We start from the raw sequence: 14,548 nt of genomic DNA, 5'->3' as shown, positions 1-14,548 counted from the left end.
GTATTTAATTGAACGTAAAAAATAACCTTGAAATTAATCAAAGTTATTTTTTAATTAAAGCAATATATTTATTGTTGTTGAAATTCTTTAAAAATAGAAATTTTAGTTAAGTGAGTGGTCAAAAATTTTGTACAAAGTCCTATAAAGTATCCTGTAAGTACTGCTGATACCAGAAGCACTGGCAAATATACATATATTCTAAAGTTCTGTACTACAATTGAGGCTACAAATAGCTGACCTATATTATGAAATACAGCTCCACATATACTTATTGTCCATATACTCATAGAATTTTTAAAGTTTTTATAGAGAATAATCATTACGATATTACTTAAAAATCCTCCTGCTAGACTGAACATAAAGGATGGCATAGTCCCTCCGAATATAGAACCTAAAGTTGTTCTTAAAATCATTATTAACAGAGCTTCTTTCCATCCTAATAATATAAGTGCTGCAAGTGATATCATATTAGCAAGCCCAAGCTTTATACCTGGAAATAAAACAGGTATTTGAGCTTCAATTATATAGATTACAAGAGCGATACTCACTAAAAAGCTTAAAAATACCATTCTTTTTGTTTTATTCATGTTTACACCTTAATTCTTTAATAAAAATTTTTAAGTTGTTAGGTAATTCCTAGATTTGTAACTTACAATCATTAAAAAACAATTTAAATCTAGCTAGAGATTTGGTCATATGATGAGCTTTTGCCTTCTATTCTTATCATTAACTTATGTGGTAAGCATACTGATGTTTGCCCTGGTTCTGATATCCAACCAGTTTTTACACAAATTTTATCAGGACAATCTGCATCTATAATGCGAATTTTTCCAGGCTCCAATTCTACCTTATTAAAGTGACCGTTGTTGTAAGGGAGAATAAATTCACTTTTTTCTTTTATCTTATTTAAATCTATAGTTTTAACTACTTTACCGTTTTGCTCAATTACAGCTATACGGCTAGACCCGCTAATATAATGTTTATATGCAAAAACACCTATAAAGCTCAAAATGATTATACCTGCGATTAGTATAGCTGCAATTTTATCTCCTTTTTTCATTTTAGTATCCTTTCTAATATTAATATGAAACTCTTTCTCCTATTGTCGAATGAGTACTCACTGAGTAAGCGATCATCTCAAAATCGCAGATTTTGTATGCCTACTTAAGTGAGGCGAGATTACACCTATGATTTGAGGCGGCAACCATATAATAAATAAAAGTCGACACATATAAAATTTTACTATAATACATAAGTGTTTACAACTTCAAAAGTCACAAAATAAATAGAACTTTATAATTAATTTTATTGTAAACTGTGGATATTCTGGTAAAATAAATATGGAAATATGAAATAGGGCTTTAGTGCATAGAAATGTAATGATATTATGTATAATAATAAATATGTGTTTAAGGTGTGTATAACGCATCTTTGACTTGTTATTTTCTTTCAGATGCCTAAGGTGAAATTATTGTGAGGTGTAGATGATGAAATTTTTAAAATACTTACTTGTTTTTATACCTATAAGTATAGCAGCTGAATTTATGAAAATGGACCCTATGTGGATTTTTATATTTTCATCTTTAGCTATAATACCCCTTGCTGGGTTGATGGGAGAAGCAACAGAGGAAATATCAATATATTCAGGACCTAGAATAGGGGGATTCCTGAATGCAACCTTTGGGAATGCTACTGAGCTTATAATATCTTTCTTTGCATTGAAGGAGGGTCTTTTTGATGTAGTAAAGGCCTCTATAGCAGGTTCCGTTATAGGGAATATTTTGCTAGTATTAGGTGCAAGTATGTTTTTAGGAGGACTTAAATATAAGGTCCAAAAGTTTAACAAAAGCATAGTAGAGGTTTCCGCAAGTATGCTTTTATTTGCGGTTATAGGGTTAAGTATTCCTGCTATATTTACTCATACAGTGAACAATGAGCTTCTTACGGGAAAGTATGAATGGCTCAGTATAGGCGTTGCCTTGGCAATGTTTATAATATATTTATTAGGTCTTTATTTTTCCTTTTATACTCATAAAGATTTGTATGGGTCAGAGCATGCGGATGAATCAGAACCAAAATGGAGCATTTCAAGGTCTATAATTATTTTATTAGTTTGTACTATAGCTATTGCTATAGAAAGTGAATATTTAGTAAGTTCTGTAGAACCAATGACAGAATCATTAGGATTAAGTAAATTTTTTGTAGGTATAATTATTATTCCTATCATAGGTAATGCAGCGGAGCATAGTACTGCAATACTTATGGCACTTAAGAATAAAATGGATGTAGCAGTGGAAATAGCGGTAGGATCAAGTTTGCAGATAATTTTATTTGTTGCACCAGTATTGGTATTCGTGAGTCTCCTGTTTAAGCCAATGAGTATTATATTCAATGAATTTGAAATGGTAGCACTAATAGTATCAGTTCTTATTGTAAACAGAGTAGCTAGTGATGGAGAATCTAATTGGCTTGAAGGAATTCAATTGATAGCGGTGTATGTTATAATTGCAATTTCCTTTTTAATTTAAAACTTACTGTATTAATATAAGAATAATGTAAATAATAAAAATAAATCATGTATTTTAGTCCCGACTATTAGATATAGGGTTTAAAGGTTTTGATTATTTGATTAAAGAAAAAGTGTGAGAAACAAGCATAAAACTTTTTTTGCAAGCTTGTAGATATAAGAAGAGAGGAGAATGTCAATGTCAACAGGTGTAGTAAAATGGTTTAATGACGAAAAAGGATTTGGATTTATTACAGGAGATGATGGATCCGGTGAGGTTTTTGTTCATTATTCTGCTATAAAAGAAGAAGGAAGAAGAAAAGATTTAAGTGAAGGACAGCAAGTTAGTTATGATATAGTTGAAACACCAAAAGGACCGCAAGCATCTAATGTACATAAATTATAGATATTAAGAAGTGTTTATAGCTTTATAGTAAGGTTAAATCTTTGTTTTAAAGATTGTAAACCGCTATATAGAGAGGATAAAAGGATGTCTTGTTATTAGGCATCCTCTTTATTATATTCACACATTATAATAAAATTTCAAATAATGATGCCATTGAAAAAGTTGCCTTAGTTTTTTATACTATAAAGTGAGACTTATAGTCACTTTTATAGGATGTCCTACTAGTGGCAATTAGTTATTTTATATAAAATTTATGGGGGGAATAGATATGGATAATAATGTTAAATACGTAATGGATATGAGAGTAAAGAGAACCATTGAGAGTCTTGAGAAAAATAATATGGAGACATATTATGTTGCAGACGAAAAGGCTGTAATAGATAAAATTTCTGAATTTATCAAAGAAGGAGATACTGTTTCCGTTGGAGGGTCTATGACTCTTTTTGAAACGGGGGTTATTGATTTTCTAAGGAATGGAAAATATAATTTTTTAGATAGATATGCACCAGGACTAACAGTTGAACAAATAAATGAGATTTTTAGAAAAAGTTTTAGTGCGGATGCTTATTTTGTAAGCAGTAATGCTGTAACTGAAAGTGGTGAACTATATAATGTAGATGGTACTGGGAATAGAGTAGCGGCAATGCTTTATGGTCCAGATAAGGTGATTGTAGTAGTAGGAGTAAATAAAATTGTAAAAGATATACAAGAAGCAGATAATCGTATGAAATATTGTGCAGCTCCTGCAAATGCAAAGCGTCTTAATAGAAAAACTCCTTGCACAAAGCTAGGATACTGTATGGAGTGTGATAGTCCAGAAAGAATATGTAACGACTATGTGCTTATCAGAAAACAGGGGCAAAAGGGAAGAATCAAAGTAATAATTGTGGCAAAAGATTTAGGGTATTAATAGAGGGCTTGGTTAAACCAAGCCCTTTTAAATTAGTTTAAAGGATTTTCGAACTAAGGAGTTAGATAACTATTTCCATCTAGTGGTATTAAGACTTGAAGAGGAGGATTACCTGAGCTAAGACCTACTGCATATATTGTATAGAATCTATTAGGAGACAAATTAATATTAGGCACTTCTAAAATTACTTTATCTGTTCCAGTTAAACGTGCCTGCACTCTGTATACCCCAGGATTTACTGAAATGTACCGTGTAACTTGTTTATATCCAACATTATTAAATAATACAGTACCGTCAGGTAAAGTTATATCTACATTAGGTGTATCAGGTGATAAATGGGCAAATCTTAATAAGGTTTTACCTTCTATTATTGGTCTGCGTGTATCTTCGATTGTTTGCAGGCTGATGTTTGGAGGAGTTCCTATTATAGCAATAGTATAAATAATTCCATCAGGTATAAATAAGCTAGTATCTATTAAAGGACGTGTTGTATTGCCGCTAGGGTATACTTTTATGTTGTATAAACCGGAATCTATAGGTGCATAGTCTGTAAAGTTTTTATAAGCAAGCCCTCTAATAGTTGGAACATTATTTATATATATGTCTACAGCAGGAGAACCAGGACTAGCGTGTAGTACCCTTATATAAGAGGTAGGATTTCTAAATAGGATATTAGATCTAAAAAGATAAGGACATATAAACATTTAAGCACCTTTCATAAAATTACTCGTAATAACAATATATGTTGGTTTTAAGTATATGATACAATATTTAGCTTATAATTTTGTTAAATATATAAGCTATTTAATAAAATCATATGTGGTGATAATGTCTTGTGGCTTGTATAAAATGAGAAGCTTGTAAATTATTATATAAAATTAGGCTAGATATATAACCCTTTACTAATTTTTAAAAAGCTTTAGGGTATTATCTAGCGCAAATTTTTACTTAAAAATTATTTAATTGAATGTGAATTTGCAAAGATTATATAAATTTAATGAAATAGGGAGGCTGCTCATATCTATATAATCCATTGAATAGTTGCCGTCCCATGGATACACTGACAAATATTTTTCGCTATAAACATTAATTACAAGTTTTTCTTTATTAAAGGTAAAAAACATTTTATATATAGGCTTTTCTGGAATGTCTTTAGGCTTGGATACAAAATTATTTTTATTGAGAGCTTTTAACATAGATTTTACTGTATCTAGATTTTCTTTTGAAAGCTCTTTTTCTTTATAAAAGTTTGTATCTAATATTACACATTTTACAGATGACTCTAATGTCAAGTTTTTAGCTAGAATATTTGTATAATAAAAATTATTCGGTTTAGTTTTATTAAAGCTAATATTACTAAAATTATAATTGCACCCTACAAGCAAAATAGATATAATAAATAAAGTGCAAAGGGAAATTAGTATTTTTTTCAATTACACCACCCTAATATAAATTAATTCTAAAATACATTATGTTAATAATTGATTATTTATTACATGGATAGTTAAAGTTTAAAAAATATTAAGTATAGATTTAGATACCAAATACTACAACAATTAGGAGTGATAGCATTGAAATATAAAATTATAGCTGTAGATATGGATGGAACTTTATTAAATGACGATAAGCACATAACAGATAATAACCTAGATATGATAAAAAAAGCTGTTAATAAAGGGGTTAAATTTGTTATATCTTCTGGAAGAATACCTTCTGGATTAAAGTTTTATAGGGATACTGTATCAAAGAAACAGCCAATGATTTGTTGTAATGGAGCTATAATATTGGATGAAAATAGAGAGGTGGTTCATTCCAAATCAATCGATAAAAAAGATATTTTGAAGGTTATAGATATAATAAGGGAAAAAAAGGATACTTATTTTCACTTTTATGATGAAAGTGCTATTTATAGTGAGCAGTTTAGATTTACAGCAGAAAGTCTTTATAATTTTAATAGAGAAATAGATAGGAAGTTTAGAGTTGAAATAAGGTTAGTGCCTGATGCAAAAGAAGTTATAGAGAAAGCTGAGTTTGATATTAATAAGATTGTTGTTATTGATGATGACATAGAATATTTGGATGAACTAAGAAAAAGAATAGATAGAATAATAGGGATAGAGACTACAAAGTCAGAAATAAATAATATAGAAATACTTAGCCAAGGAGTATCTAAAGGAACTGCTCTTAAAGTATTGGCAAGTAATTATGGAATACCTATAGAAGAGTGCATTGCCATCGGCAATGATGAAAATGATATAAGTATGATAGATTGTGCAGGTTTAGGTGTTGTAGTTAATAATGCAAGAGACTATATAAAAAAACATGCCGACTATGTAACTGAAAAGGATAATAATAATGGTGCTATAGCAGAAGTTATACAAAAATTTATATTAGGCATCTGAAAGAAAATAACAAGTCAAAGATGCCTTAAATAGTTAAGAAAAAATTATTACTGAAAGAGATACGTATTATTGCGTATCTCTTTTATATGGATAAAGAATTTATTGATAGTCAATAATAAAGATGATATAATTTTAAAATACGGGGTATAGGTATTTAAAATTAATAATAATTGGGAGTGTGTATTTATGGAGGATAAAAGTATAGTGACAAAAAAAGATATACAAACGAGACTAAGAAGAATAGAGGGACAAATTAAAGGTATTGAAAAGATGGTGGATAATGAATCTTGCTGCAAAGATATACTAATTCAAGTTGCAGCGGCAAGAGCTGCCATTAATAAAGTAGGAGCAATCGTATTGGAAAACTATGCAAAGAGATGTTTTGGATGCGATTCAGAAAACAAAGAAGAAATAAAAAAATTAGAAGAATTAGTTTCAACACTTACAATGTTTTTGAAGTAGTCGTAGATATCCAACCTGAGTGCTTGACTAATTAGCGGTATTCATAGGGGTGCCTTGGTTAAGTCAATTATCAGAGTTGGATATCTATAGTCATCAAAGTTTTTGGTTAATAAAATTTAGCGATAAAAGTACTAAATATATTTATTTAACTTCATTTTTAAGTTTCTCCTAACCAAAAATAATAACCTTGATGTAGAAGATACAAAAAACACTCCTATAGCAATTGCGCCGGCTATAGATAAAGTTTGCAATCCTAAAGTTAGGGATCCATTTAAATTTCCCTGTATAGATTGAAGCATAGTATTATACATTCCGCCGCCAGGAACAAGCGGTATGATACCACATATTACAAAGGTAGTTACAGGGGTTTTTAAGACACGTGCCATTATCTCTGAATATACTGAAGCAACTACTGAGGAAATAAAAAAAGGTAAAATGCTATGTTCGCTTAAATGGGAAGAGGTAAGCAAATAAATGTACCAACTAAAGCCGCCGCCTAAAGCTGCAAATATCAAATTTTTCCCTCTTATATTAAATATAACTGAAAAGCATAGTGTAGCAATAAGTGTATATATAGAACTTAAAATCATAGTTTTACACCTCCAAAATAAACAAGCCAAAATCTTAAAACAACTCCAGTACCCAAAGCAATGCCAACGGCAATTAAAAACGCCTCCACGGCACGAGAAATTCCGGCAAGTAAGTCTCCAGATATAGTATCTCTTATTGCATTCGTTATTGCAAGACCAGGTACAAGGAGCATAATTGAACCTATTATTATCTTGTCTGAGTGCGAACCTATATTTAAATACGTAGATACTAAAGCAACTATAGCGGTAAAAGAACCGCATAATATATTTATAAAGAAATCATTTGCAGATAAATTGCTTAAAGTTAATGATATAAATCTAATGCCGCAACCTATAAAGAATGATACGAAAAAATCTCTTAAATTTCCGCCAAATACCAATGAAAAGAAGGCGGCAGCTACTCCTGAAAGAACTATGTTTAGTTTATCACTATAAGCTTTTGATGATTCGATTTTAGATAACTTATTTTCAATATCATCTAGCGTTAGACCTTTACTTTTTATGTTTCTAGAAATATCATTAACCTGTGATATTTTCTCTAAGTTAACTGTTCTTTTCTTTATTCTTTTAACGATAGATATAGGTTGCCCATATGTAGTTGAAGCGGAAACCATTATTACAGTTGGGGTTACAAAGGTATCTAAATTATGAATATTCCACACGCTGCAAATTCTTATCATAGTTTCTTCAACTCTGTATATTTCGGCTCCACTTTCTAACATTATTTTCCCAGCATATGTAGCCATATTTATTATTCTGTTAAAATCCATGATCATTCCCCTTATACTAAAAATTATATAAAGTATTATAACATAAAGTAAAACTTACATCATATTAGTTTTAAAAAACTTTAACCTTAACATTACAATTAGCTTTATTACATATGTAAATAAATAAGTTTATTACTAAATATTGATAAAATGATGGGAAAGATTTATAATTTAATTAAAGAACTTTTAAGAATTGCTTGTTTTCAGTACTAAAATTAATTTTACCACTTAAAATTTGAAAAAAGGGGAGAGGTGTGTAATTTGAATTTTGAAAATTTAAAAAACGCTGACAAGGAAATTTATGAAACCATAATGAAAGAAGAGTTGAGACAGGAAAAGGGAGTAGAACTTATAGCCTCAGAAAATTTTACTAGTAAATCCGTTATGGAAGCTATGGGTTCATTTCTAACTAACAAATATGCAGAAGGTTACCCGGGAAAAAGATACTATGGTGGATGTCATGTTGTGGATATAGCAGAAAACTTAGCAAAAGAAAGACTTAAAAAATTGTTTAACGCAGAGTATGTAAATGTGCAGCCCCATTCAGGTTCACAAGCGAATATGGCAGTATATATGACTGTTCTTGAGCCTGGAGATACAGTTTTAGGGATGAATTTAGCTCATGGTGGCCATTTGACACATGGAAGCAGCGTTAGCTTTTCCGGTAAACTTTATAACTTCATATCTTACGGAGTGAATGAGCAATCAGAAAAAATAGACTATGAAGAAATGCGAAACTTGGCTTTGAAGTACAAGCCTAGGATGATAGTGTCTGGAGCGAGTGCTTATCCGAGAGAAATAGATTTTAAAAGAATTAAGGAGATTTGTGATGAGGTTGGAGCTTATATGATGGTAGATATGGCTCATATAGCTGGACTTGTAGCTGCAGGAAAACATATATCACCAGTACCTTATGCAGATTTTGTAACAACTACAACACATAAAACTCTAAGAGGACCAAGAGGGGGAGCTATTTTATGTAAGGAGAAGTATGGCAAGGATTTAGATAAAATGATTTTCCCGGGAACTCAAGGTGGTCCATTAATGCATACTATCGCTGCTAAAGCAGTGTGTTTTAAAGAAGCACTGAGTGATGAATATAAAGATTATATTAATCAAGTAATTATAAACTGCAAGGTTTTAGGAGAAGAATTAATTAAATATGGGTTCAGACTAGTTACAGGTGGTACAGATAATCATTTAATTTTAGTTGATCTAACAAGTAAAAACATAACAGGAAAAGACGCGGAAATACTTTTAGATAGTGTAGGAATTACGGTAAACAAAAATGCAATACCATTTGATAAGCTAAGTCCAAATGTTACTAGCGGTATAAGATTAGGAACCCCGGCTGTTACTACAAGGGGATTTAAAGAAGATGAAATGAAAAAGATAGCCTACTTTATAAATTATACGATAGAGAACAGAGACAAAGACTTATCTAACATTAAAGAAGAAGTATATCAACTATGTAGTAGATATCCAATATATAATTAAGAATAAAACCCTACTCAGTTCTTATGTACTGAGTAGGGTTTACTCATGCTCCTAATGCACCTATGATTATTGAGGCTAGTTCCACTAGCACTATGCCCACTCAAACTACTATTAAACATAAAAGAAAGAAAAAACTAGATTTCTTACGTTTTGCATTTTTATTATTTTTTCCTGCATCGTCTCTGCCACTCATATCATTATTGATAGGGTTATTAGCGCTTCTGCAACCACTATTCATTGTTATATTCCTCCTTGTTTAAAGATTAATATTTTAGGATTATTATCCCCATTTTTAAAAATATAAATATATTTACAAATTATATTGCATATAATTTATAAAGATAAGGCATCTTCAAAAAAATAACTAGTCAGTATGTTAGTTTATTTTTCGTCATACTGCGTCGGCAGAACCCTTAGATAGTGCTGACTATCTGCGGAACCTGCCTCCTTGTCTGACACAAAATATCCGTCGCATCTTTGACTTGTTATTTTCTTTCAGATGCCTAAATTAATTTTAGGATGAGTAAGTGGGGGGATTTTAATGATAAAAAGAGGAAGTTGGATTGAAATCGAAGAAATAGGTCACAGCAATGGAGATCACTCTTTTAAAGTTTATATTAGAGGGTGCTGTTTAGAGAATTGTGAAGTAGGAGAAGAAGTGGAAATTAAAACTGTTAGTGGACATGTAGTAAAAGGAGTAGTTTCAAAGGACAAACCATTATATAATAATGTTCGTAATTTGGGTAAATATGCTAAAGAAATATTTATGATTGGAAAAATCAATAATTAGCAGAACTTATCAAGGAGTATATCATCCCTTATTGGAAGCATTAAGGATGATAGCCAGCAAATAAAGGCATAAACAGTATTATAATCAATTGAAGCTGATTATAATACTGTTTTTTTTAGCGGTTTTAAAATTTATAATATATTTGCTAATTTAATATTGGTTAAATAATGAATTTGTGATATAATAATTGCGAATTATATTTTAAGTTTATTAAAAAATGTTCGTAAAAATTCTGAAGTGAGGGGAAATGAAAATGAAGAGTAATGCTAGAAGATTATATGTTGAAAAAAAAGCAGGGTTCGATGTTGAGGCTCAAAATTTACTTAAGGATTTAAGAGAAAGCTTAAATATTAAGTATTTATCAGGAGTAAGAGTTATTAATCGTTATGATATATCAGGAATTTTAGATGAAGAATATGAAAAATCTAAAAATACTATTTTTTCTGAAAGAACAGTTGACTATATTTATGAAGAAGAGATAATCATAAATGAATGTGATAAAGCTTTTGCTGTAGAATATCTGCCAGGCCAATATGACCAGAGAGCCGATTCTGCTTCTCAATGTATTCAAATACTGACTCAGAGTGAAAAGCCGAACATTTTATCAGCTAAGGTATATGTAATACAAGGAGATGTGTCTGAAGAAGAGTTTAATAAAATTAAGAATTATTGTATAAACACTGTTGACTCTAGAGAAGCTTTGTTGGAAAAGCCAGATAGTTTAGAAATGGAGCTAAAAGTACCAGATGAAGTTGAAACTTTAGAGGGTTTTGTGGAAATGAATGATGCTGAGCTAAAAACTTTTATGGATACTAGAGGACTTGCCATGAGTTTTAATGATTTAAAGTTTTGTCAGCAATATTTTAGAGATACAGAAAAAAGAAATCCAACTGTTACAGAGATTAAAGTAATAGACACTTATTGGTCAGATCACTGTAGACACACTACTTTTATGACAGAAATAGATAAAGTAGAAATAGAGAATGGAAACTTAACTGCTCCAATTAAAATGGCATATGAAGAATATATAAATACTAGAAACAACCTTTATTTAGATAAAAATAAGCCAATGTGTTTGATGGATATAGCAACTATAGGTATGAAAGAACTTAGGAAAAAAGGTATGCTTGATGATTTAGATCAATCTGAGGAAATAAACGCTTGCAGTATAGTTGTTGATGCAGAAATTGATGGACAAGTTGAAAAGTGGTTAGTAATGTTTAAAAATGAAACACATAATCATCCAACGGAAATTGAGCCTTTTGGTGGGGCAGCAACCTGTCTTGGAGGTGCTATTCGTGATCCACTTTCAGGAAGATCTTATGTATATCAAGCGATGAGAGTTACGGGCAGTGGAGATCCAAGAGTAAAAATAGAAAATACTCTTGCAGGAAAGCTTCCTCAAAAGAAGATAACTACAGAAGCGGCCCATGGTTATAGTTCCTATGGAAATCAGATTGGATTAACTACCGGTCAAGTAGTTGAAATATATGATGAAGGTTATGTAGCTAAAAGAATGGAGATAGGTGCAGTAATTGGTGCAGCTCCAATGAAAAATGTAGTTAGAGAAACACCTGTTCCAACAGATGTTGTAATATTAGTGGGAGGAAGAACAGGAAGAGATGGCTGTGGTGGTGCAACAGGTTCTTCTAAGAAGCACACTGAAAATTCAATCCTTAATTGTGGTTCGGAAGTTCAAAAGGGAAATCCTGTTGAAGAAAGAAAAATTCAAAGGCTATTTAGAAAAGAAGAAGTAAGTACTATGATTAAGAGATGTAATGACTTTGGAGCTGGTGGTGTATCAGTAGCAATAGGGGAGCTTACAGAAGGACTGAATATAAATTTAGATTTAGTTCCTAAAAAATATGAAGGTTTAGATGGAACTGAACTTGCTATATCAGAGTCACAAGAACGTATGGCAGTAGTTGTATCGAAGGAAAATGAAGAAAAATTTATAAAGTATGCGCAAGATGAAAATCTTGAAGCTACAACTGTTGCAGAAGTAACAGATAGCAGAAGATTAAAAATGTATTGGCGAGAAAATGCAATAGTAGATTTAAGCAGAGATTTTCTAGATACAAATGGAGTAAGAAGTAAGACAGATATAAAAGTAAAAGCACCACAAGAAGATAAAAATTACTTTAGTTTTAATGTAGAAGTAGATAATCTGAAAGATAAATGGATTGATACTTTAAGTGATATAAATATATGTAGTCAAAAAGGGCTTGTTGAAAGATTTGATAGCAGTATTGGAGCTGGAACTGTACTTATGCCTTTTGGAGGCAAGTATCAATTAACGCCACCAGAAGGAATGGCTGCAAAACTTCCAGTTTTAAATAGAGAAACTAAAACAGGAACTATAATGACTTATGGATATAATCCTGAAATTGCTAAATGGAGTCCATTCCATGGCGCTGTATATGCAGTAGTAGAATCTGTAGCTAAGATTGTAGCCTGTGGTGGAGATGCTAGTAAGGTAAGGCTTACTTTCCAAGAGTACTTTGAAAGATTAAATGATGATCCGGAAAGATGGGGAAAACCATTTTCAGCGCTGCTCGGAGCTATGCATGCTCAAAAAGAACTTGGTATTGCTGCAATAGGTGGAAAAGACAGTATGTCAGGAAGCTTTAAAGATATGGATGTACCACCAACATTAGTATCTTTTGCGGTTAATGTAACTAATGTGGATAAAGTTATTTCTCCTGAATTCAAAGCAGCAGGAAATAAGGTTATAATAATTCCGTTATTAAGGGATCAATATGACCTTCCGAATTTTGATGTTCTTAAGAAAAATTATAATACTATTAATTCCATGATTAATAAGAAGCAAGTATTATCTGCTATAACAGTTAGAAGAGGTGGAATCTGTGAAGCAGTAAGTAAAATGAGCTTTGGAAACAAAATAGGAATGAATTTTATTAATAATATCGATGAACAGGAATTGTTTGCACCACAATATGGATCAATAATAATAGAAGTTACAAGTGACTTGGACTTAGAAGAAGCATTAAAAGGATTAGAATATAAGATATTAGGAGTAACACAGACTGCTTCTGTTATATCTGTAAATGGAGTAGAAATAAGCATTGATAGCATTATAGAAGCCTCAGAAAAAGAACTAGAAAATATATTCCCTACGAATACAGAAGTTATAGATAAGAAAATAGAATTAGTACAGTTTACTGCAGAAAATATCAAGAGTCCAGTTATTAAAGTTGCTAAGCCTAAGGTATTTATACCGGTTTTCCCAGGAACTAACTGTGAATATGACTCAGAAAGAGTCTTTAAAAAAGCCGGCGCCGATACAGAGGTTATGGTATTAAAGAATTTAACAGGTAGAGATATAGAGAAATCTGTAGATTACATGGAAAAAGCTATAAAATCATCTCAGATAATTATGCTTCCAGGTGGATTTAGCGCAGGGGATGAGCCAGATGGTTCAGGTAAGTTTATTGCTACTGTATTTAGAAATCCAAAAATAAAAGAAGCTGTAATGGACTTATTAAAGAATAGAGATGGTCTTATGCTTGGTGTATGCAATGGATTCCAAGCGTTAATCAAACTTGGGTTAGTACCATTTGGAGAAATAGTAGATATAGATGAAAGTTGCCCAACACTTACTTATAACAAAATAGGACGTCACGTTTCAAATGTAGTAAATACAAAGATTACATCTAATCTTTCTCCTTGGTTTAACAATGTAAAGGTTGGAGATATGCATTCAATACCTGTATCCCATGGAGAGGGAAGATTTGTAGCAAATGATAATACTATTAAGGAACTAATAGCAAAAGGACAGATAGCTACACAGTATGTAGATTTTGATGGTAATCCAACTTATGATATAAGATTTAATCCTAATGGTTCTGTTTATGCTATTGAAGGTATAACAAGCCCTGATGGAAGAGTACTTGGAAAGATGGCCCACTCAGAAAGACTAGGAGAAAATGTATTGAAAAACATTCCGGGTAATAAGAATCAAAGAATATTTGAAGCTGGAGTACAGTATTTTAAATAGAAAAGTATTTAATCTAAATGTGTAACTGCAAATGTATATCTTTAGTTAAATTAACTTTGGGTTTAAAGTTCAATAATAGTTTTGTTTAATAAAGAAAGTACAGGGGTTGAATAATCCCTGTACTTTCTTTTTAGAAGTTAAATTTCAGTATTGAGAAGTGGAAATCATAACAAAGCTAAGATAGAATTTTATTTAAA

15 protein-coding genes are annotated in these 14,548 nt (G+C 31.1%); 8 read left to right on the top strand and 7 right to left on the bottom strand.

Annotated elements, in window-relative coordinates:
* Nucleotides 1-68 precede the first annotated feature (68 nt).
* Both ACZ5N4_RS20760 and ACZ5N4_RS20755 read right to left on the bottom strand, forming a co-directional pair.
* Nucleotides 69-587, bottom strand: a complete 519-nt coding sequence (locus ACZ5N4_RS20760; protein WP_464204400.1) for a Gx transporter family protein — start codon at nucleotides 585-587, stop codon at nucleotides 69-71.
* 89 nt (nucleotides 588-676) lie between these two features.
* Nucleotides 677-1,060 (bottom strand): NusG domain II-containing protein, encoded by a 384-nt coding sequence (locus tag ACZ5N4_RS20755; RefSeq protein WP_464204399.1) that lies wholly within the window; start codon nucleotides 1,058-1,060, stop codon nucleotides 677-679.
* A 427-nt stretch (nucleotides 1,061-1,487) separates the two neighbouring features.
* Between ACZ5N4_RS20755 and cax the strand changes: the two genes are divergently transcribed.
* The 3 genes from cax to ACZ5N4_RS20740 all read left to right on the top strand — a co-directional run bounded on the left by cax (nucleotide 1,488) and on the right by ACZ5N4_RS20740 (nucleotide 3,822).
* Entirely contained in the window at nucleotides 1,488-2,528 is a 1,041-nt protein-coding gene (gene cax, locus ACZ5N4_RS20750) for a calcium/proton exchanger (RefSeq protein ID WP_464211019.1), read from the top strand.
* Nucleotides 2,529-2,699: 171 nt separating this feature from the next.
* Nucleotides 2,700-2,912, top strand: coding sequence for a cold-shock protein (locus tag ACZ5N4_RS20745; RefSeq protein WP_464204398.1), 213 nt, complete (start codon nucleotides 2,700-2,702; stop codon nucleotides 2,910-2,912).
* 268 nt (nucleotides 2,913-3,180) lie between these two features.
* Nucleotides 3,181-3,822, top strand: coding sequence for a lactate utilization protein (locus ACZ5N4_RS20740; RefSeq protein WP_464204397.1), 642 nt, complete (start codon nucleotides 3,181-3,183; stop codon nucleotides 3,820-3,822).
* A 53-nt stretch (nucleotides 3,823-3,875) separates the two neighbouring features.
* Here ACZ5N4_RS20740 and ACZ5N4_RS20735 read toward each other — a convergent pair whose 3' ends face one another.
* Complete coding sequence (locus ACZ5N4_RS20735) at nucleotides 3,876-4,526, bottom strand: DUF4397 domain-containing protein (RefSeq protein ID WP_464204396.1); 651 nt, start codon at nucleotides 4,524-4,526, stop codon at nucleotides 3,876-3,878.
* A gap of 255 nt (nucleotides 4,527-4,781) precedes the next feature.
* Complete coding sequence (locus ACZ5N4_RS20730; RefSeq protein WP_464204395.1) at nucleotides 4,782-5,255, bottom strand: DUF4883 family protein; 474 nt, start codon at nucleotides 5,253-5,255, stop codon at nucleotides 4,782-4,784.
* A gap of 138 nt (nucleotides 5,256-5,393) precedes the next feature.
* Between ACZ5N4_RS20730 and ACZ5N4_RS20725 the strand changes: the two genes are divergently transcribed.
* Together ACZ5N4_RS20725 and ACZ5N4_RS20720 are read left to right on the top strand one after the other, a co-directional pair.
* Nucleotides 5,394-6,224, top strand: coding sequence for a Cof-type HAD-IIB family hydrolase (locus ACZ5N4_RS20725; RefSeq protein ID WP_464204394.1), 831 nt, complete (start codon nucleotides 5,394-5,396; stop codon nucleotides 6,222-6,224).
* A gap of 186 nt (nucleotides 6,225-6,410) precedes the next feature.
* Nucleotides 6,411-6,686 carry a metal-sensitive transcriptional regulator gene (locus ACZ5N4_RS20720; protein WP_464204393.1) on the top strand — a complete coding sequence of 92 codons (276 nt, stop codon included), beginning with the start codon at nucleotides 6,411-6,413 and terminating at the stop codon, nucleotides 6,684-6,686.
* Nucleotides 6,687-6,817: 131 nt separating this feature from the next.
* Here ACZ5N4_RS20720 and ACZ5N4_RS20715 read toward each other — a convergent pair whose 3' ends face one another.
* Together ACZ5N4_RS20715 and ACZ5N4_RS20710 are read right to left on the bottom strand one after the other, a co-directional pair.
* Entirely contained in the window at nucleotides 6,818-7,276 is a 459-nt protein-coding gene (locus tag ACZ5N4_RS20715) for a threonine/serine exporter family protein (RefSeq protein WP_464204392.1), read from the bottom strand.
* Entirely contained in the window at nucleotides 7,273-8,046 is a 774-nt protein-coding gene (locus ACZ5N4_RS20710) for a threonine/serine exporter family protein (protein ID WP_464204390.1), read from the bottom strand. The genes ACZ5N4_RS20715 and ACZ5N4_RS20710 overlap by 4 nt, the downstream gene beginning before the upstream one ends.
* A 261-nt stretch (nucleotides 8,047-8,307) precedes the next feature.
* Between ACZ5N4_RS20710 and glyA the strand changes: the two genes are divergently transcribed.
* Entirely contained in the window at nucleotides 8,308-9,543 is a 1,236-nt protein-coding gene (gene glyA / locus ACZ5N4_RS20705; protein WP_464204388.1) for a serine hydroxymethyltransferase, read from the top strand.
* A gap of 100 nt (nucleotides 9,544-9,643) precedes the next feature.
* Here the strand turns inward: glyA and ACZ5N4_RS20700 are convergent, their stop codons facing one another.
* Complete coding sequence (locus ACZ5N4_RS20700) at nucleotides 9,644-9,781, bottom strand: hypothetical protein (RefSeq protein ID WP_464204387.1); 138 nt, start codon at nucleotides 9,779-9,781, stop codon at nucleotides 9,644-9,646.
* Between the two features lie 303 nt (nucleotides 9,782-10,084).
* On the opposite strand from ACZ5N4_RS20700, the gene ACZ5N4_RS20695 reads away from it, so the two are divergent.
* The gene (locus ACZ5N4_RS20695) at nucleotides 10,085-10,333 is read left to right on the top strand and encodes a hypothetical protein (protein WP_464204386.1); all 249 of its coding nucleotides are present in this window, start codon (nucleotides 10,085-10,087) and stop codon (nucleotides 10,331-10,333) included.
* 253 nt (nucleotides 10,334-10,586) lie between these two features.
* Complete coding sequence (locus ACZ5N4_RS20690) at nucleotides 10,587-14,351, top strand: phosphoribosylformylglycinamidine synthase (RefSeq protein WP_464204385.1); 3,765 nt, start codon at nucleotides 10,587-10,589, stop codon at nucleotides 14,349-14,351.
* Nucleotides 14,352-14,548: the final 197 nt, after the last annotated feature.

The organism is Clostridium nitrophenolicum (assembly GCF_055391695.1).
Note: the sequence above shows the minus strand (reverse complement) of the source record. Positions and strands in the feature narration are given on the sequence as shown.

Excerpts from the sequence above, each read along its gene's own strand:
- ACZ5N4_RS20720 (WP_464204393.1), top strand. The coding sequence starts at position 6,411 with ATGGAGGATAAAAGTATAGTGACAAAAAAAGATATACAAACGAGACTA.
- ACZ5N4_RS20695 (WP_464204386.1), top strand. The coding sequence starts at position 10,085 with ATGATAAAAAGAGGAAGTTGGATTGAAATCGAAGAAATAGGTCACAGC.
- ACZ5N4_RS20710 (WP_464204390.1), bottom strand. The coding sequence starts at position 8,046 with ATGGATTTTAACAGAATAATAAATATGGCTACATATGCTGGGAAAATA.
- ACZ5N4_RS20700 (WP_464204387.1), bottom strand. The coding sequence starts at position 9,781 with ATGAATAGTGGTTGCAGAAGCGCTAATAACCCTATCAATAATGATATG.
- ACZ5N4_RS20755 (WP_464204399.1), bottom strand. The coding sequence starts at position 1,060 with ATGAAAAAAGGAGATAAAATTGCAGCTATACTAATCGCAGGTATAATC.
- ACZ5N4_RS20745 (WP_464204398.1), top strand. The coding sequence starts at position 2,700 with ATGTCAATGTCAACAGGTGTAGTAAAATGGTTTAATGACGAAAAAGGA.
- ACZ5N4_RS20690 (WP_464204385.1), top strand. The coding sequence starts at position 10,587 with ATGAAGAGTAATGCTAGAAGATTATATGTTGAAAAAAAAGCAGGGTTC.
- ACZ5N4_RS20735 (WP_464204396.1), bottom strand. The coding sequence starts at position 4,526 with ATGTTTATATGTCCTTATCTTTTTAGATCTAATATCCTATTTAGAAAT.
- ACZ5N4_RS20715 (WP_464204392.1), bottom strand. The coding sequence starts at position 7,276 with ATGATTTTAAGTTCTATATATACACTTATTGCTACACTATGCTTTTCA.
- ACZ5N4_RS20760 (WP_464204400.1), bottom strand. The coding sequence starts at position 587 with ATGAATAAAACAAAAAGAATGGTATTTTTAAGCTTTTTAGTGAGTATC.
- cax (WP_464211019.1), top strand. The coding sequence starts at position 1,488 with ATGAAATTTTTAAAATACTTACTTGTTTTTATACCTATAAGTATAGCA.
- ACZ5N4_RS20740 (WP_464204397.1), top strand. The coding sequence starts at position 3,181 with ATGGATAATAATGTTAAATACGTAATGGATATGAGAGTAAAGAGAACC.